Source organism: Streptomyces sp. SPB162 (assembly GCF_029504575.1).
In the GTDB taxonomy this organism is placed as follows: Bacteria; Actinomycetota; Actinomycetes; order Streptomycetales; family Streptomycetaceae; genus Actinacidiphila.
On sequence record NZ_JAQFII010000002.1, the window covers coordinates 14,783 to 31,672 of the forward strand.

Consider the following 16,890-nt stretch of genomic DNA (forward strand, 5'->3'; position numbering starts at 1 on the left):
CCCCGGCGACCCCGCCCACGCAGCTACGCGTCGAACCAGCTCAGCAGGCCGGCGCGGTCCGCCGCCGTGAGCGGCTCGGGCGACCAGCGCGGAGCGCGGTCCTTGTCGACCAGCGCGGCCCGCACGCCCTCGGTGAAGTCATGGGCGCGGGCCGTACGGCAGGCCAGCCGCAACTCCCGGTCCAGACAGGCGCCGAGGTCGGATCCGGCGCCGCGCCGCAGCAGCTCGAAGGTGAGGAACAGGCTCGTCGGCGACATCCGGCGCAGCCCGGCCAGCGTCTCGGCCGCCCAGTCGCCGTCCTCGGCCGCCAGTCGTTCGAGGACCTCCGGCAGTTCGGGGGCGGAGAAGCAGCGGTCGACGGCGTCGAGGTGCGGGCCGAGTTCGGAAGCGGGCGCCGCCACCGCGAACCGGTCGAGCACCGCGGCCGGCGCACCCCCGCCGGTCAGCGCCTCCTCCAACGCGGGCAGATCCGTGGAGTGCGCGTAGTGCGTGGCGAGTGAGCAGCCGACCGCCGCCGCACCCGAGATCCGCGCGCCCGTCAGCCCCAGGTACCGGCCGATCGAGCCGGGCAGCCGGGGCAGGAAGTGGCTCGCCCCGATGTCGGGGAAGAACCCGATGGCCGTCTCGGGCATGGCCAACGCCGCCCGCTCCGTCACCACGCGCGCCGCGCCGTGCACGGAGATCCCCAGGCCGCCACCGAGCGCGAAGCCGTCGATGATCGCCGTGTACGGCTTGGGGTAACCGGCGATCAGCGCGTCGAGCGCGTACTCGGCGGCGAAGTACTCGCGCACGGCCGCGTGGTCACCGCGCAGGCTCGCCTCCCGGATCGTACGGATGTCGCCGCCCGCGCAGAACGCCTTCGGCGAGGTGCTGCGCACGACGACCGACCGGATCCCGTCGTCCTCCCGCCACCCCTCGAGAGCCTCGGTCATCGCCCGGACCATGGTCAGATCGAGCGCGTTGAGCGCCTCGGGCCGGTCCAGGGCGATGACGCCTGTGGCGTTGCCGACGTGCGTCTGCACGGGGAGGTACATGGTGCTCCGTGGGGCTCTGCGCGGCCGCGTCGCCGCGCCCGCGTCCGGTCTCTGGCCATTCGTCGGTGATCTCAGTCCACTCCGACAATACGCAGCACCAGCGCACCGCCGAGCAGGGTCACCAGGGCGGTGGCGACGTACAGGCCGGGGTAGCCGCCGAGGTGGGCCACGATCGGCGCGGCGACGGCGGGGGCCAGCACCTGCGGACCCGAGTTGGCGATGTTGATGACGCCGAGGTCCTTCGCGCGGTCGGCGGCGGACGGCAGCACCTGGGTGATCAGCGCCTGGTCGACGGCGAGGTAGACGCCGAAGCCGGCGCCCAGGACGGCGGCGGCGACCATCACCGCCGTCCAGGTGTGGGCGGCGGCCAGCAGCAGGGCGGCCACCGCCATGATCACGCTGCACACGACAACGAACACCTTGCGCCGGCCGATGCGGTCCGACGCGATGCCCGCGGGGATCGCGGTGAGGGTCGCGGAGACGGTGTAGATGACGGTCAGCACCAGCACGCCGGTGTCCGGGTCCGGGTGGTGCACCTCGTCGGTGAGGTAGAAGAGCAGGTAGAGCGTGCCCAGGGCGTTGCCGAGGTTGATCAGGAACCGGCTGAGCCAGGCCCAGCCGAAGTCCGGATGGACGCGCGGATCCACCCACAGCCCGGCGAGCAACGCCCGGAGGCGCAACGCGGGACGCAGTGCGCGCGGCAGGACCGGCTCCCGGAAGCAGAGCGCGTACGGCAGGGCCAGCGCGACGGCCAGCACCGCCGTGAGCAGGTAGCCGGGCCCGACGCCGGAGACGGCCGTGGTCACCAGCAGCGCCCCCAGCACCAGGCCGAGGGACTGCATGATCCCCGTCCAGCCGGAGACGGCGGCGCGCTGCCCGACCGGCACCTGGTCGGCCACCGGCGCCGTGACTCCGGCGAGCATCGCGTTCAGACCGCTCTGCGCGAGGCACCAGCCGGCGGCGATGCCGGGCAGGGTGTGCTGTGCCGCGGTGACCAGCAGCCCGGCCGCGCCCGCGAGGGCGCCGCCGACGATCCACGGTCGGCGGCGGCCCCAGCGCCCGGCCGTACGGTCCGACAGCGCGCCGGCCAGCGGGTTGACGACCACGGCGACGAGCGCGCCCGCCCCGGTCACCCACGCGAGGTTCGCCCCCTTGTGCGCCTCGTCGAGGTGTTCCAGCTGCAGGGGCAGCAGGATCTGGATCGGCGTGAAGAACGCCATGAACACCGCGAGGCTCGCCAGGCTCAGCGCGGCGGTCCAGCCGGCCCGCACCCGGACGGTGGGTTCCTCGAGCGCGGCCGGCGGACGTGCGGTCACGGCGCGCATGAGCTCTCCTCAGTTCAGCAGAACATGAGTGCTGCTCATGTTGGCGCGAGTGTAGCCACGCGGTCGGGCGCCGCCAAGGGGTCTCACCCGCCGCCGGAGCCGGTTCCGGTGCCGCGGTGGGCGGCGATCAGGTCGCGGTACCAGGCGTAGGAGTCCTTGGGAGTGCGGACCTGGGTGTCGTGGTCCACGTGCACCAGCCCGAACCGCTGGTGGTACCCCTCCGCCCACTCGAAGTTGTCGATCAGGGACCAGGTGAAGTACCCGCGCACGTCCACGCCGAGGGCCACCGCGTCGGCCACCGCCTTGATGTGGCCGTCCAGATAGGTGATCCGTGCGCTGTCCGCGATCCGGCCGCCCACGACCTCGTCGGTCTGGGAGCAGCCGTTCTCGGTGATGTACACCGGCGGCAGGGCGGTGCCGTAGCGCTCCTTCAAACCGGTGAGGAGTTCGGTGAGCCCGTCCGGGACGACCGGCCAGTCGAAGGCGGTCCGCTCGAAGCCCTCGACCCGGGCCTCCGCGAAGGGCAGCGCGGGGTCGCCCGCCGGGGCCTGGATCCAGGTGGGGTTGTAGTAGTTGACGCCGAGCCCGTCGAGCGGGGCGGCGATGATCTCCAGGTCACCCTCCGATACCGCACCGCCGAGGTCGGGGCCGACGCCGTAGGCCGACAGGTCGGGGTAGCGGCCCAGGAACAGCGGGTCGTTGAAGAGGCCGTTGTGCAGGGCGTCGTACGCCCCGGCCGCGGCCCGGTCGGCGGTGGACTCCCCCACCACGCGTACCGGCGTGCAGTTGTTGGCGATCAGGACTTCGGCGGCGCCGCGCTCGCGCAGCGCGGCGACCGCAAGACCGTGGCCGAGCAGTTGGTGGTGGGCGGCCGGCAGGGCGTCCAGCATCAGGGCCCGACCGGGCGCGTGGACGCCCAGGGCGTAGCCGAACACCATGTGCACGAAGGGTTCGTTGAGGGTGATCCAGCGGCGGACCCGGTCGCCGAGCCGGTCGGCCACCAGTCCGGCGTACTCGGCGAACCGTTGGGCGGTGGCGCGCGCGAGCCAGCCGCCCTCGTCCTCCAGGGCCTGCGGCAGGTCCCAGTGGAACAGGGTGGGGGTGGGCGCGATGCCGGCGGCGAGCAGTTCGTCGACGAGCCGGTCGTAGAAGTCCAGCCCCGCCGCGTTCGCCGGGCCCTTGCCCGACGGCTGGACGCGGGGCCAGGCGACGGAGAAGCGGTACGCGTCCAGTCCGAGGTCCTTCATCAGCGCGACGTCCTGCGGATAGCGGTGGTAGTGGTCGCAGGCCACCGCTCCGGTGTGGCCGTCGCGGACCGTGCCGGGGCGCGCGGTGAACGTGTCCCAGATCGAGGGTCCCCTGCCGCCCTCGTTGACGGCCCCCTCGACCTGGTAGGCGGCGGTGGAGACACCCCAGACGAAGGATGCGGGAAGCTGCGGGCGCTGCGGTGTCGACGGGTCCGGCACTGGCTCACTCCTTGACGGGAAGAACGAGGTGACGCGCGAGCAGGCGCGGCATGGGCCGCTGGGTCAAACATGAGCGATGCTCACGATAGCTGGCCACTCGCCGGGCGCCCGATCCGGCAGAGTGGCCTCATGCACGAACACCCCCCGACCGCCGCCCCCGCCCTCGTCGCGGGCCCCGCCACCGTCCGCCGCAGTCCGGTGCAGCGCCGCAGCGCCGAGCGGGTCGAGCGCATCCTCGGCGCGTGCGCGGCCCTGCTGGACGAGGTGGGCTACACCGCGCTCACCACGAAGGAGGTGGCCCGCCGGGCGGAGGTGCCGATCGGCACCCTCTACCAGTTCTTCCCCGGCAAGGACGGGCTGCTCGGCGCGCTCGCCGCCCGCAACCTGGAGCGCTACACCGACCGCCTGTCGCGGCGGATGGCGGCCGAGTCCCCCCAGGACGTCGCCGCCCTGGTGGACCTGGCCGTCGAGGAGTTCGTCGCGATGCGGCGGGCGGTGCCGGGATTCGGGGTCGTCGACTTCGGCGCCGTCGGCCGCGAGGACCCCGCCGCCCGGCATCTGCTCGACACCGAGATCGACAACAACACCGCCGTCGCCGACCGGCTGTGGGCCCTCACCGGCGGCCTGCTGGACCCCGCCGCCTCCCGGCTGACCGGCCGCGTCGCCCTGGAGTGCGCCGACGCCGTGCTGCGGCTCGCCTTCCGCACCGACCCGGACGGCGACCCCGCGCTGATCGCCGAGTGCAAGCGGTTGCTGCGCCGCTATCTCACCGTTCGGACGGACTGAGCCGGGACCGCGCGCGCCGCGGGTCGCGCTGCTAGGGTCGGCGTGAGCCGTGACTGGCGCTTGGATGGGACCGACCATCGGGGAGCGGCTCCGTCTCCTATGACGATGTGATGCCGCGCGCCTGGGCCACCCCTTCTCGTCCAGGAGGCCCGCATGGCCGCAGAACCGTCGTCCTTCAGCATCAAGCCCGGCGAATCCACCGAATCCACCGCCTTCCGCAGCGCGCTGGACGTCATCCGGGCCGTCGAGCCGCGCGTCGCCGACGCCATCGGCGCCGAGGTCGAGGACCAGCGCGCCCAGCTCAAGCTCATCGCCAGCGAGAACTACGCCTCCCCCGCCGTCCTGCTGACCATGGGGAACTGGTTCAGCGACAAGTACGCGGAGGGCACCATCGGCCGCCGCTTCTACGCGGGCTGCCGCAATGTCGACACCGTCGAGGCGCTCGCGGCCGAGCACGCCCGCGAGCTGTTCGGCGCGACCCACGCCTACGTGCAGCCGCACTCCGGCATCGACGCCAACCTGGTCGCCTTCTGGTCGGTGCTCGCCCAGCGGGTGGAGAGTCCGGCGCTCGAGCGCGCCAAGGTCCGGCACGTCAACGACCTGAGTGAGCAGGACTGGGCGGCGCTGCGCCGCGAACTCGGCGACCAGCGCATGCTCGGCATGTCGCTCGACGCGGGCGGCCACCTCACCCACGGCTTCCGCCCCAACATCTCGGGCAAGATGTTCGACCAGCGCAGCTACGGCACCGACCCGAAGACCGGACTGCTGGACTACGACGCGCTGCGCGAGACCGCACGCGAGTTCCGCCCGCTCATCCTCGTCGCCGGCTACTCCGCCTACCCGCGGCTGGTCAACTTCCGCATCATGCGGGAGATCGCCGAGGAGGTCGGCGCGACCCTGATGGTCGACATGGCGCACTTCGCCGGTTTGGTCGCGGGCAAGGTGCTCACCGGCGACTTCGATCCGGTGCCGCACGCCAACATCGTCACGACCACCACGCACAAGTCGCTGCGGGGGCCGCGCGGCGGCATGGTGCTGTGCGACGCCGAGCTGGCCGAGCACGTGGACCGCGGCTGCCCCATGGTGCTCGGCGGGCCGCTACCGCACGTGATGGCCGCCAAGGCGGTGGCGCTCGCCGAGGCCCGCAGGCCCGACTTCCAGGACTACGCCCGCCGCATCGTCGACAACGCCTCCGCACTGGCCGAGGGGCTGCTGCGGCGCGGCGCCTCCCTGGTGACCGGCGGCACCGACAACCACCTGGTGCTCGCCGACGTCTCCGGCTACGGACTCACCGGCCGCCAGGCCGAGGCCGCGCTGCTGGACGCCGGCATCGTCACCAACCGCAACTCCGTCCCGCAGGACCCGAACGGCGCCTGGTACACGTCAGGTGTCCGCATCGGGACCCCGGCACTCACCACCCGCGGGCTCGGTGTGCGGGAGATGGACGAGGTCGCGGGCCTGATCGACACGGTGCTCGCCAACACCCGCCCCGGCACGACCGCCCACGGCACCCCGTCCAAGGCGAGCCACGTGCTCGACGCGTCCGTGGCGGACCAGGTCGCCGCACGTTCGGCCGACCTGCTGGCCGGATTCCCGCTCTACCCGGGTGTCGACCTGAGCCAGGGCTGATCCAGGGCACGTACCTGCCGGAACGGCGGCGCCACGGGTCGAACCGCTTGCGGTGTCACCGGGACCGCCGACCGCCGCACTGCGGCACCTGCTCAACGCCCTCGCCGAGACCGATGCCGCGTGATGCGTGATGCGTGCTGCGTGCTGCGTGCTGTGTGCGTGACACGTGACACGACAGCGGCCCGGCCGAACCCCGGCCGGGCCGCTGCCTGAGGCCGAAGCCGTCCCCTACCTGCTACGGGCGAACTTCCGGCTGACCGCGTTGTAGACGCCCTGTGCCTCGGGGCCCAGGTGTGGGCCCGCCAGCCAGGTGTTGTCGGCGGGCTTGATCGACGTGTCCGACACCAGGGCGGTCTTCCCGTTCGGCATGGTGGCGAACCAGCCGCCACCCGAGGAACCGCCGGTCATCGTGCAGCCGATCCGGTACTCCGTCGGCATGGTGGCGCTCATCGACAGCCGACCGGGCTTGCCGATGCAGTCGAACATCCGCGCGCCGTCGTACGGCGCCGCCTGCGGGTAGCCCCAGGCGCCGATGCCGCTGAACAGCGTCGGTGACGGGGCGCCGAACCACACCGGCAGCGAGGCGCCGACGGTCTCCTGCAGGGACTTGCCGCCGCCGTTCTCCGGCTGGACGTGCAGCACCGCGAAGTCGTACGGCGAGCCGCCGCCTCCGGAGTGGGTGCCGGTGGCGATCCACTGCGAGGAGGTCTGCGACCAGTCGGCCCACCAAGCGCCGTAGGGTGTGCGGTTGCGCTGCGGCGAGTTGCCGACCCGCGAGGCGGACAGGCCGTTGTCGTTGTACGACGGGACGAAGATGATGTTGCGGTACCAGCCGCCCTTCGCGCCGTCGTGGACACAGTGGCCGGCCGTCCACACCAGGTTCGACTTGCCCGGGTGCGCCGGGTCGTCGACGACGGTGCCGGAGCAGACCATCGGGCCGGTGGGGCTGTCGAAGAAGACCTTGCCGACCGGTGCCGCGTGCTGGTGGTACGGGCGGGCGACCTCCTTGGCCGCCACCGGGCGCGGAGCGGGGTCGGTGGTCCCCTGGTCCGAACCGAAGTTCGTCTGGACGGTGTTCTCGTTGTCCTTCGCCCCGGACATCCGGGACGGCTTCCACAGGTCCTTGATGACCGGGTTGGCGAAGTCGGCCGCGTCACGCGCCCACTTGTCCCAGTTCTTCCAGTCGCCCTGCTGCCACTTCTCCAGGTCCTCGAGGCTGGTGGGCAGGCCCTTGGGAAGCTTGGCGCTGGAACCGGTGTCCGTCGCGGCCGGGGTACTGGCAGCCGCGGTCGACTTCGCCGCCGCGTCGCTGTCGTCAGGGCCGCAGGCGGTGGCGGTGAGCGCGAGCAGCGCGGTCACCGCCACCGCGGCTCGGGCGGACCGTCGTATGGATGGCATTGAGTTGTTCCCCCATGTACGTGCGCTTTGGTGCGTCACTTGTCATGCCCCCACCGGGGGCGGCCCCCACTATGCCGTTTCGGCGGCGGCATTCGATCAGTGGGCCCCCGTTGTCACAGAACCGTTTCGTGGTGCGCGCAATCATCACGTCCCGTAGACCGGCCGCGGAGGTTCGGCGTCGGCGAGCAGTTTCAGTGCGGTCTCGCCGGCTTCCGCCGGGGTCCACCGGGCGCCCTTGTCGGCCGTCGGTCCCGGCCGCCAGCCCTCCATGACGGTGATCCGGCCCGCCTCCGTCTCGAAGACCCGTCCGGTGACGCCGGCCGAGGCCGCGGAGCCGAGCCAGACCACCAGCGGGGAGACGTTCTCCGGCGCCATGGCGTCGAAGGCGTCGCCGTCGGGCGCGGCCATGGTCGCGGCGAAGGTCCGCTCGGTCATCCGGGTGCGGGCCGCGGGCGCGATGGCGTTGACGCGGACGCCATAGCGGGCCATCTCGGCCGAGGCGACGAGCGTCAGGCCGATGATCCCGGCCTTGGCCGCCGCGTAGTTGCCCTGTCCGACGCTGCCCAGCAGTCCCGCCCCCCGAGCTGGTGTTGACCACCCGGGCGTCGGGAGCGCGTCCCGCCTTGGCCTCGGCCCGCCAGTGCGCGGCGGCATGCCTGAGCGGTAGGAAGTGGCCTTTGAGGTGGACGCGCAGCACCGCGTCCCAGTCGTCCTCTTCGAGGTTGACGAGCATCCGGTCGCGCAGGAACCCGGCGTTGTTGACGAGGGTGTCGAGCCGCCCGAACGTATCGATCGCGGTGGCGACCAGGGCGGCGGCCCCTGTCGTGGTGGCGATGTCGTCGCCGTTGGCGACCGCTTCGCCGCCCAGCGCCCGAATCTCGTCGACGACCCGCTGGGCCGGCCCCGTCGAGCCGCCCGCGCCGTCGAGGCCGACCCCGAGGTCGTTGACGACGACGCGCGCGCCCTCGCTCGCGAAGGCGAGGGCGTGGGCGCGGCCGAGGCCGCGCCCCGCGCCGGTGACGACGGCGACCCGCCCCGCGCAGATTTCGGCTCCGGTCATGTCAGTTCTCCTTGCTCGCGGTTGACGGCGGCGGTGGCGACGAATCGCGGTTGACGGTGGCGGCGTCGAGGAAGGCCGGGCGCTCGCCGCCGCCGTGCACGAGCAGGCTCGCCCCGGTGATGTACGCGGCGCGGTCCGAGGCGAGGAAGACGCAGGCGTCGCCGACGTCCGCGGGCTCGGCCAGCCGCCCGGCGGGCACCGTCCGGCCGACGGCCGCGATGCCGGCGTCGTCCCCGTAGTGCAGATGGGACAGTTCGGTGCGGACCATGCCGAGGAGCAGGGTGTTGACGCGAACCGCGGGCGCCCATTCGGTGGCCATGGAGCGTGCGAGGCTGTCCAGGCCCGCCTTGGCGGCGCCGTAGGCGGCGGTGCCGGGCGACGGGCGGCCGCCGCTGACGCTGCCGATCATGAGGATCGAGGCGCCGCCCGGCTGGCCTCGCATCACCTCGTAGGCGGCCAGTGACGCGGTGAGCGGGGCGGTGAGGTTGAGTTCGAGGACCCGTGCGTGCCGGGCGGCGCCGCCGTCGGCGAGCAGCCGAAAGGGCGTCCCTCCGGCGTTGTTGACGAGGGTGTCCAGTCGCCCGTGATCGTCCTTCACCTGGGCGAAGAACGCCGTGACGGAGTCGGGTTCCCGCAGGTCCAAGGGGCGGAACCGGGCCGTGCGGCCGTCCGCCGCGACGGGTTCCGCCGGGGGGCGGCGGGCGCAGACCACCACCTCGGCGCCCGCTTCCAGGAAGGCGCGGGCGATCCCCGCGCCGACGCCTCGCGTGCCGCCCGTGACGACGGCGACGCGTCCGGACAGATCGACGGTGACCGTCAACTGGCACCTCCCACGGTGCTCGATCCGCTGCTACCTTCTACCTAACAAATGTTTGGTGGAAAGGTAGCTGATCCTCATCATGGGTGTCTCCACCTCGGCCCCGCAAGACGGAATCACCGTCATCACCGTCGACTTCCCGCCCGTCAACGCCCTTCCCGTACAGGGGTGGTTCGACCTGGCCCACGCGCTGCGCGCCGCCGGCGCCGATCCGGCCGTCCGCTGTGTCGTGCTCACCGCCGCGGGCCGCGGCTTCAACGCGGGCGTCGACATCAAGGAGATGCAGCGCACTCCCGGACACCAGGCGCTGATCGGCGCCAACCACGGCTGCGCCGAGGCGTTCAGCGCGGTCTACGACTGCGAGGTGCCGGTCATCGCCGCCGTGCACGGCTTCTGCCTGGGCGGCGGCATCGGCCTGGTGGGCAACGCCGACGCCATCGTGGCGAGCGACGACGCGACGTTCGGACTGCCGGAGTTGGACCGGGGAGCACTCGGGGCCGCCACCCACCTTTCCCGGCTCGTCCCCCAACACCTCATGCGTGCCCTGTACTTCACCTCCCGCACCGCCACCGCCCAGGAGCTGTACCGGCACGGCTCGGTGTGGGAGGTCGTGCCGCGCGAGAGGGTGCTGGACGCCGCACTCGCACTGGCCCGCGACATCGCGGCCAAGGACGGTGAGCTGCTGCGGCTGGCCAAGGCCGCGATCAACGGCATCGACCCGGTGGACGTCCGGCGCAGCTACCGCTTCGAGCAGGGCTTCACCTTCGAGGCCAACCTCAGCGGGCTCGCCGACCGGCACCGGGACGCGTTCGTAGCGACGAAGAAGGAGGAGCGGTGAGCACGGACAAGACCATGACCGCCGAGCAGGTCGTCGACCGGCTCGAGAGCGGGATGACGCTGGGCATCGGCGGCTGGGGGTCCCGCCGCAAGCCGATGGCGCTGATCCGTGCGCTGCTCCGCTCGGACGTCACGGACCTGACCGTGGTCTCCTACGGCGGTCCCGACGTCGGGCTGCTGGCCGCCGCCGGGAAGATCCGCAAGCTGGTCGCGGCCTTCACCACACTGGACTCGATCCCGCTGGAACCGCACTTCCGGGCCGCCCGCGAGAGCGCCGCGTTCGAGATGACGGAACTGGACGAGGCGATGTTCATGTGGGGGCTGACCGCGGCCGTGCACCGGCTGCCCTTCCTGCCGATCCGGGCCGGCCTCGGCTCCGACCTGATGCGGGTCAACCCCGGCCTGCGCACCGTCGTCTCCCCCTATGAGGACGGCGAGGAACTGGTGGCGGTGCCCGCGCTGCGGCTCGACGCCGCGCTCGTGCACCTCAACCGGGCCGACGCGTTCGGCAACGGTCAATATCTGGGCCCCGATCCGTACTTCGACGACCTGTTCTGCGAGGCGGCCGATGCCGCGTACGTCAGCTGCGAACGCATCGTCGACAGCGCCGAGCTGCTGCGGGCCGGCACCCCGCAGACGCTGCTGGTCAAGCGGTATGCGGTCACCGGGGTCGTGGAGGCGCCGAACGGCGCGCACTTCACGTCCTGCGCCCCGGACTACGGCCGGGACGAGGCCTTCCAGAGCGCGTACGCCAAGGCCGCCGCCGACCCCGCGGCCTGGCGGGAGTTCACCCAACGCTTCCTGTCCGGCGACGAGGGCACCTACCAGGCCGCGGTGGCGGCGTTCGCGAGGGAGGGCGCATGACCGGGCCGGCGAAGGCGGCGGGCGCGACGCGCGCCGAGTACTGCGTGGTGGCGTGCGCCGAGGCCTGGCGCGGTGACGGCGAGATCCTCGCCAGCCCGATGGGCACCGTGCCGACGATCGGCGCCCGGCTGGCGAAGCTCACCTTCTCGCCCGACCTGCTGCTCACCGACGGCGAGGCGATGCTGATCGGCGACGTCCCGGCGGTCGGGAGCGCGTCGGAGCTGATCGAGGGCTGGCTGCCGTACCGCGCGCACCTGGCGATGGTCACCGGCGGCAAGCGGCACGTGATGATGGGCGCCGGCCAGGTGGACCGGTTCGGCAACCAGAACATCTCCTGCATCGGAGGCTGGGAACAGCCGACACGCCAGCTCCTGGGCTCTCGGGGCGCCCCCGTCAACACCCTCAACAACCCCACCAGTTACTGGGTGCCGCGGCATTCCTCCCGGGTCTTCGTCGCGCGCGTCGACATGGTCAGCGGCGTCGGTTACGACCGCGCGGCGGCGGGCCGGGAAGACCGCGACCCGGTTCCACGAGATCCGCCGGGTCATCTCCGACCTCGCCGTCTTCGACTTCGACACCCCGGACCGGTCGATGCGGATCCGCTCGCTGCACCCGGGCGTGAGCGCGGAACAGGTGCGGGACGCCACCGGCTTCCCGCTCGTGATCTCCGACGACGTCCCGCTCACCCGCGAGCCGACCGACGGTGAACTGCGATTGATCCGCGAGGTGATCGACCCCCGGTCCCTGCGCGACCGCGAGGTGCGGACATGAACGGGACGCAGCCCGACGAAGGCCCACCGTCGTTCACCACCCCGCTGACCGAACTGGTCGGCGTGCGGTACCCGATCGTGCAGACCGGGATGGGCTGGGTGGCCGGCCCCCGGCTGGTGTCCGCCACCGCGAACGCGGGAGCGCTCGGCATCCTCGCCTCCGCCACCATGACGGCGGAGCAACTGCGGGCCGCCGTACGGGAGGTCACGTCGCGGACCGACGCACCGTTCGGCGTCAACCTGCGGGCGGACGCGGGCGACGCCCCGGAGCGGGTCGGGATCCTGATCGAGGAGGGAGTGCGGGTGGCGTCCTTCGCGCTGGCCCCTTCCCGGGAGCTGATCTCGCGGCTCAAGGACGCGGGCGTGGTCGTCATCCCGTCCATCGGCGCCCGCCGCCACGCCGAGAAGGTCGCGGCGTGGGGCGCCGACGCCGTCCTGGTGCAGGGCGGCGAGGGCGGCGGCCACACCGGGAACGTCGCGACGACGGTGCTGCTCCCGCAGGTCGTGGACGCCGTCGCCATCCCCGTCATCGCCGCCGGAGGTTTCTTCGACGGCCGCGGGCTCGTCGCCGCCCTGGCGTACGGGGCGGCCGGGATCGCGATGGGCACCCGCTTCCTGCTCACCTCCGACAGCACCGTCCCGGACGCGGTCAAGGCCCGTTACCTGGCGGCGTCGGTCCAGGACGTCACCGTCACCACCAAGGTCGACGGCCTGCCGCACCGGATGCTGCGCTCCGAGCTGGTCGACGCCCTGGAGCGCTCCGGGCGGCCCGCCGCCCTGCTGCGCGCCCTGCGGCACGCGGCAGGGCTCAAGCACGATGCCGGGCTCGGCTGGCGGCAGATGGTCCGCGACGGTCTCGCGATGAAGCACGGCAAGGAGCTGACGTGGAGCCAGGTGCTGCTGGCCGCCAACACGCCGATGATGCTCAAGGCGTCGATGGTCGAGGGCCGCACCGACCTCGGGGTGATGGCCTCGGGCCAGGTCGCGGGCCTGATCGAGGACCTGCCGTCGTGCGCGGAGCTCGTCGACCGGATCATGGCGGAGGCCCGGACGGCGCTCGGCGCGCTGCCCGGAGCCCAGCCGGCGGTGCACTGAACCAGCGGCCCCGGACCGTCAGGAGCCCGCGGTGAGCCAGTGGTCGATCTCCGCGCGGAGCCGCGCCTTGGTCCCGTCCGGCGCGAACGAGGCGTCCACTCCCGCGCGGGCCAGGCCGGCCGACACCTCGTCCCCGTAGCCGAAGGCGTCCGTGACGAGCTCGTACTCGCGCGCCAGTGACACGTTGATCATCGACGGGATGTCGGTGCTGAGCGTGACGTTCAGGCCGGCCGCGCGCATCCGCTCCAGCGGGTGCGCGCGCAGCGACGCCGCGAAGCCCAGGGCGACGTTCGACGACGGGCACACCTCCAGCGGGATCCCCCGCTCCCGCACCTCGGCGACGAGCGCCTCGTCGTCCAGGATCCGGATGCCGTGGCCGATCCGCTCGGCTCCCCCGACGTCAAGGGCCGCGCGGATGCTCTCGGGACCGCATGCCTCGCCGGCGTGATGCACGATGTGCAGCCCCGCCTCGCGCGCGGCGGCGAAGACCTCCGCGAACGGTTCGACGGGGTGGGCCTCGTCGCCCGCGACCCCGATGCCCACCACCCCGCTCCCGGCGTGGCGTTCGGCGAGTTCCAGGGTGCGCCAGGCGCGCTCCACCGAGCGGCGGCGGGAGTGGTCGAGCAGGACCCGGCACTCGATGCCGAACGCCTCCTGGCCCGCCGCCAGTCCCTCCAGCACGCTCACCAGCGGCATGTCGAGATCGCCGAGCCGCTCCCCGTGGCCGGCGGCGGTGAAGGACACCTCCGCGTAGCGGGTGCCGTTGGCCGCCTCGTCCTCGCAGAACTCGTAGGCGATCCGGTGGAAGTCCGCCGGCCGGCACAGGCAGGAACGCACCAGGTCGTTCTGTGCGAAGAAGTCCGCGAAGCTCTCGAAGGCGTGCCCGCCGTCCACCAGATGCGCCGGGATCGGCACGCCGTTGGCGGCACCGATCTCCGCCAGGGTCGGCCACCGCACGGTGCTCTCGAGGTGGACGTGCAGATGAGCTTTGGGAAGGGTGCGCAGGTCACGCGTCGTGGCGGTCGTCGACGTCATATCGGGAAGCCTGCCACCGGGTACGGGAGGCGTCGAACGAATTGCCCGGCCCCCGGCTACAGCCGCTCGATGATGGTGACGTTCGCCTGGCCGCCGCCCTCGCACATGGTCTGCAGGCCGTACCGGCCGCCGGTGCGCTCCAGTTCGTGCAGCAGTGTCGTCATCAGCTTGGTGCCGGTGGCACCGAGGGGGTGGCCCAGCGCGATGGCGCCGCCGTTGACGTTGACCTTCTCGGGGTCGGCGCCGGTCTCCTTGAGCCAGGCGAGCACGACCGGGGCGAACGCCTCGTTGATCTCCACCAGGTCGATGTCGTCCATGGACAGCCCGGTCTTCTTCAGCGCGTACGCCGTCGCGGGGATCGGTGCGGACAGCATCCTGATCGGGTCCTCGCCGCGGCAGGACAGGTGGTGGATGCGGGCGCGCGGTGTCAGGCCGTGCTCGGCGACCGCCCGCTCGGAGGCGATCAGCATGGCCGAGGCACCGTCGGAGACCTGGGAGGAGACCGCGGCGGTGATCCTGCCGCCCTCGACCACCGGCTTGAGCGCCGCCATCTTCTCCAGGCTGGTGTCCCGGCGCGGCCCCTCGTCGGTGGTCACCTCGCCGTACGCGACGAGTTCGCGGTCGAACCGCCCCTCGTCAATGGCCCGCAGCGCCCGCTGGTGGGAGCGCAGCGCCAGCTCCTCCATCGCCTCGCGGGTGATGCGCCACTTGTCCGCGATCAGCTCGGCGCCGTGGAACTGGTTGACGGGCCGGTCACCGTAGCGGGCCCGCCACCCCTCAGAGCCGGCGAACGGGCCCTCGGTGAGGCCGAGCGGTTCGGCGGCCTGGCGACTGGCGAAGGCGATGGGGATCATCGACATGTTCTGCGTACCGCCCGCCACCACCAGGTCGCTGGTGCCGGAGAGCACCGCTTGGGCGGCGAAGTGCACGGCCTGCTGGGAGGAGCCGCACTGCCGGTCCACGGTGACCCCCGGCACCTCCTCGGGAAGACCCGCCGCCAGCCAGGCCGTCCTGGCGATGTCGCCGGCCTGCGGACCGACGGTGTCCAGGCAGCCGAACACCACGTCCTCGACCGCCGCCGGGTCGGCGCCCGAGCGCTCCATGAGCGCCTTGAGGACATGCGCCCCCAGATCGGCGGGGTGCACGGCGGACAGTCCGCCCCTGCGCCTGCCGATCGGGGTGCGGACCGCTTCGACGATGTAGGCCTCGGCCATGACTACTCCTCGCGCTGAATTGTCGCTTCGTCCATGTCAGCTCCGGACGGCCACGCCGTCCAGCACCATCGACAGGTACTGCCGGGCGATCTCCTCCGGGCTGTGCTGTCCGCCCGGCCGGTACCAGGAGGCCGCGACCCATACGGTGTCGCGGACGAACCGGTAGGTGAGCCGGACGTCGAGGTCGGCGCGGAAGACCCCGGCGGCCACCCCGCGCTCCAGCGTCCCCAGCCAGGCCCGTTCGAACTTCACCTGCGAGTCGGCGAGGTAGCCGAAGCGCGGCTGGGCGGCCAGGTGCCGGGCCTCCTTCTGGTAGATCGCCACGGCCGCCCGGTGCCGGTCGATCTCCTTGAAGGACTGCGTGACCAGGGCCTCGATCGTCTCCCTGGGGCCGAGGCCGGCGGCCAGCACCTCGTCGTACCCGGCCCACAGTTCGTTGAGGAAGGTCGAGAGGATCTCGTCGACCATCGATTCCTTGGAGTCGAAGTGGTAGTAGAGGCTGCCCGCAAGCATGCCCGCCGCGTCCGCGATCCGCCGGACGGTCGTCGCGTTGTAGCCCTGCGCGGCGAACACCTCGGCCGCGGTCGCCAGGAGTTCGCCGCGGCGCTCGGGGGCGGCACTCACCGCCGTCTTCCCGCTGCTCTTGGCGGTCCTGCCGCTCTTGCTGCTCTCGCTGCTTTTCTGCACCCGTCCATTCTCGCCTCACGCGTGCTGGCTGCTGGCCGACACGGTCTCGCCGGTCAGGTACGACGAGTAGCCGCTGGCCAGGAAGACGATCACGTTGGCGATCTCCCACGGTTCGGCGTACCGCCCGTAGGCCTCCCGCTCGGTCAGTTCGGCGAGCAGTTCGGGGGTGGTGACCTTCGCCAGGTGCGGGTGCATGGCCAGGCTGGGCGAGACCGCGTTGACCCGGACCCCGTACGCGGCCGCCTCCACGGCGGCGCAGCGGGTGAGCGCCATGACGGCCGCCTTGGCGGCTGCGTAGTGCGCCTGCCCCGCCTGTGCGCGCCAGCCCACGACGGAGGCGTTGTTGACGATGACGCCGCCGGCGCCGGCCGCCTTCATGCGGCGCAGCGCCGCACGGGTGCAGCGGAAGGTGCCGCCGAGGGTGACGTCCAGGACCCTGGACCACTGCTCGTCCGTCATGTCGACGAGGGCGGCGGTGCCGCCGAGGCCCGCGTTGTTGACCAGGACGTCCAGCCGTCCGTGCCGCTCCTCGGCGAGGTCGAGGAGCGCGGTGACGTCGTCCTCGCGGGTCACGTCGCAGACCAGGCCCGCCACCCGGTCCGCGCCGAACTCCGCCGCCAGCGCCTGCGCGGACTCCTTGACGCGGCGGGGGTGCGCGTCGCCGATGACGACGCTCGCCCCCTCCTCCAGCAGCCGGCGCGCGCGGTGGCACCGCCGATTCCGGCGCCCGCCGCCGCGGTGACGACGGCGGTACGTCCGGCGAGGAGGTCGTGCCCCTGCGGATACGGGGGCGGAACACCCAGGTTCGCGGTCATACGCGGGACTCCTCCTCGGCTGCTTCCTCCTCGACGGCTGACGGGGCGTACGTTAATC

The 16,890-nt window shown here is 72.6% G+C and carries 13 protein-coding genes, 3 pseudogenes and 1 riboswitch; of the genes and pseudogenes, 6 read left to right on the forward strand and 10 right to left on the reverse strand.

Annotation, left to right across the window (positions count from 1 at the left end; genetic code table 11):
- Positions 1 to 23 precede the first annotated feature (23 nt).
- The 3 genes from M2266_RS30095 to M2266_RS30105 all read right to left on the reverse strand — a co-directional run bounded on the left by M2266_RS30095 (position 24) and on the right by M2266_RS30105 (position 3,825).
- Positions 24 to 1,034, reverse strand: coding sequence for an enoyl-CoA hydratase/isomerase family protein (locus M2266_RS30095; RefSeq protein WP_277441450.1), 1,011 nt, complete (start codon positions 1,032 to 1,034; stop codon positions 24 to 26).
- 71 nt (positions 1,035 to 1,105) lie between these two features.
- Entirely contained in the window at positions 1,106 to 2,359 is a 1,254-nt protein-coding gene (locus tag M2266_RS30100; RefSeq protein ID WP_277441451.1) for an MFS transporter, read from the reverse strand.
- Positions 2,360 to 2,442: 83 nt separating this feature from the next.
- Positions 2,443 to 3,825 (reverse strand): GH1 family beta-glucosidase, encoded by a 1,383-nt coding sequence (locus M2266_RS30105; RefSeq protein WP_277441452.1) that lies wholly within the window; start codon positions 3,823 to 3,825, stop codon positions 2,443 to 2,445.
- A 129-nt stretch (positions 3,826 to 3,954) separates the two neighbouring features.
- Between M2266_RS30105 and M2266_RS30110 the strand changes: the two genes are divergently transcribed.
- Together M2266_RS30110 and M2266_RS30115 are read left to right on the forward strand one after the other, a co-directional pair.
- Complete coding sequence (locus tag M2266_RS30110) at positions 3,955 to 4,611, forward strand: TetR/AcrR family transcriptional regulator (protein ID WP_277441453.1); 657 nt, start codon at positions 3,955 to 3,957, stop codon at positions 4,609 to 4,611.
- Between the two features lie 39 nt (positions 4,612 to 4,650).
- Positions 4,651 to 4,745, forward strand: a riboswitch (ZMP/ZTP riboswitch).
- A 19-nt stretch (positions 4,746 to 4,764) separates the two neighbouring features.
- On the forward strand, positions 4,765 to 6,240 hold the full coding sequence (locus tag M2266_RS30115) for a glycine hydroxymethyltransferase (protein ID WP_277441454.1): 1,476 nt from the start codon (positions 4,765 to 4,767) through the stop codon (positions 6,238 to 6,240).
- A 228-nt stretch (positions 6,241 to 6,468) separates the two neighbouring features.
- On the opposite strand, the gene M2266_RS30120 is transcribed toward M2266_RS30115, so the two are convergent.
- From M2266_RS30120 to M2266_RS30130, 3 genes and pseudogenes are all read right to left on the reverse strand, one after another.
- The gene (locus M2266_RS30120; protein WP_277441455.1) at positions 6,469 to 7,638 is read right to left on the reverse strand and encodes a hypothetical protein; all 1,170 of its coding nucleotides are present in this window, start codon (positions 7,636 to 7,638) and stop codon (positions 6,469 to 6,471) included.
- Between the two features lie 144 nt (positions 7,639 to 7,782).
- Positions 7,783 to 8,698: pseudogene (locus M2266_RS30125) on the reverse strand (SDR family oxidoreductase).
- Between the two features lies 1 nt (position 8,699).
- Positions 8,700 to 9,518 carry an SDR family oxidoreductase gene (locus M2266_RS30130; RefSeq protein ID WP_277441456.1) on the reverse strand — a complete coding sequence of 273 codons (819 nt, stop codon included), beginning with the start codon at positions 9,516 to 9,518 and terminating at the stop codon, positions 8,700 to 8,702.
- 79 nt (positions 9,519 to 9,597) lie between these two features.
- On the opposite strand from M2266_RS30130, the gene M2266_RS30135 reads away from it, so the two are divergent.
- The 4 genes and pseudogenes from M2266_RS30135 to M2266_RS30150 all read left to right on the forward strand — a co-directional run bounded on the left by M2266_RS30135 (position 9,598) and on the right by M2266_RS30150 (position 13,081).
- Positions 9,598 to 10,353: an enoyl-CoA hydratase family protein gene (locus tag M2266_RS30135; protein ID WP_277441457.1), complete on the forward strand. Its 756-nt coding sequence runs from the start codon at positions 9,598 to 9,600 to the stop codon at positions 10,351 to 10,353.
- Between the two features lie 14 nt (positions 10,354 to 10,367).
- Entirely contained in the window at positions 10,368 to 11,216 is an 849-nt protein-coding gene (locus M2266_RS30140; RefSeq protein ID WP_277441811.1) for a CoA-transferase, read from the forward strand.
- A pseudogene (locus M2266_RS30145) lies at positions 11,213 to 11,987 on the forward strand (CoA-transferase). Before M2266_RS30140 ends, M2266_RS30145 begins: the two are co-directional and overlap by 4 nt.
- Positions 11,984 to 13,081 carry a nitronate monooxygenase gene (locus M2266_RS30150; protein ID WP_277441458.1) on the forward strand — a complete coding sequence of 366 codons (1,098 nt, stop codon included), beginning with the start codon at positions 11,984 to 11,986 and terminating at the stop codon, positions 13,079 to 13,081. Before M2266_RS30145 ends, M2266_RS30150 begins: the two are co-directional and overlap by 4 nt.
- A gap of 18 nt (positions 13,082 to 13,099) precedes the next feature.
- Here the strand turns inward: M2266_RS30150 and add are convergent, their stop codons facing one another.
- The 4 genes and pseudogenes from add to M2266_RS30170 form a co-directional block, all read right to left on the reverse strand.
- A complete protein-coding gene (add, locus tag M2266_RS30155) occupies positions 13,100 to 14,116 on the reverse strand; it encodes an adenosine deaminase (RefSeq protein ID WP_277441459.1) in 1,017 nt (338 codons plus the stop codon).
- Positions 14,117 to 14,172: 56 nt separating this feature from the next.
- Positions 14,173 to 15,330 carry an acetyl-CoA C-acetyltransferase gene (locus M2266_RS30160; protein ID WP_277441460.1) on the reverse strand — a complete coding sequence of 386 codons (1,158 nt, stop codon included), beginning with the start codon at positions 15,328 to 15,330 and terminating at the stop codon, positions 14,173 to 14,175.
- Between the two features lie 36 nt (positions 15,331 to 15,366).
- Positions 15,367 to 15,954, reverse strand: a complete 588-nt coding sequence (locus M2266_RS30165; RefSeq protein ID WP_277441812.1) for a TetR/AcrR family transcriptional regulator — start codon at positions 15,952 to 15,954, stop codon at positions 15,367 to 15,369.
- Positions 15,955 to 16,032: 78 nt separating this feature from the next.
- Positions 16,033 to 16,832: pseudogene (locus tag M2266_RS30170) on the reverse strand (SDR family oxidoreductase).
- Positions 16,833 to 16,890 lie beyond the last annotated feature (58 nt).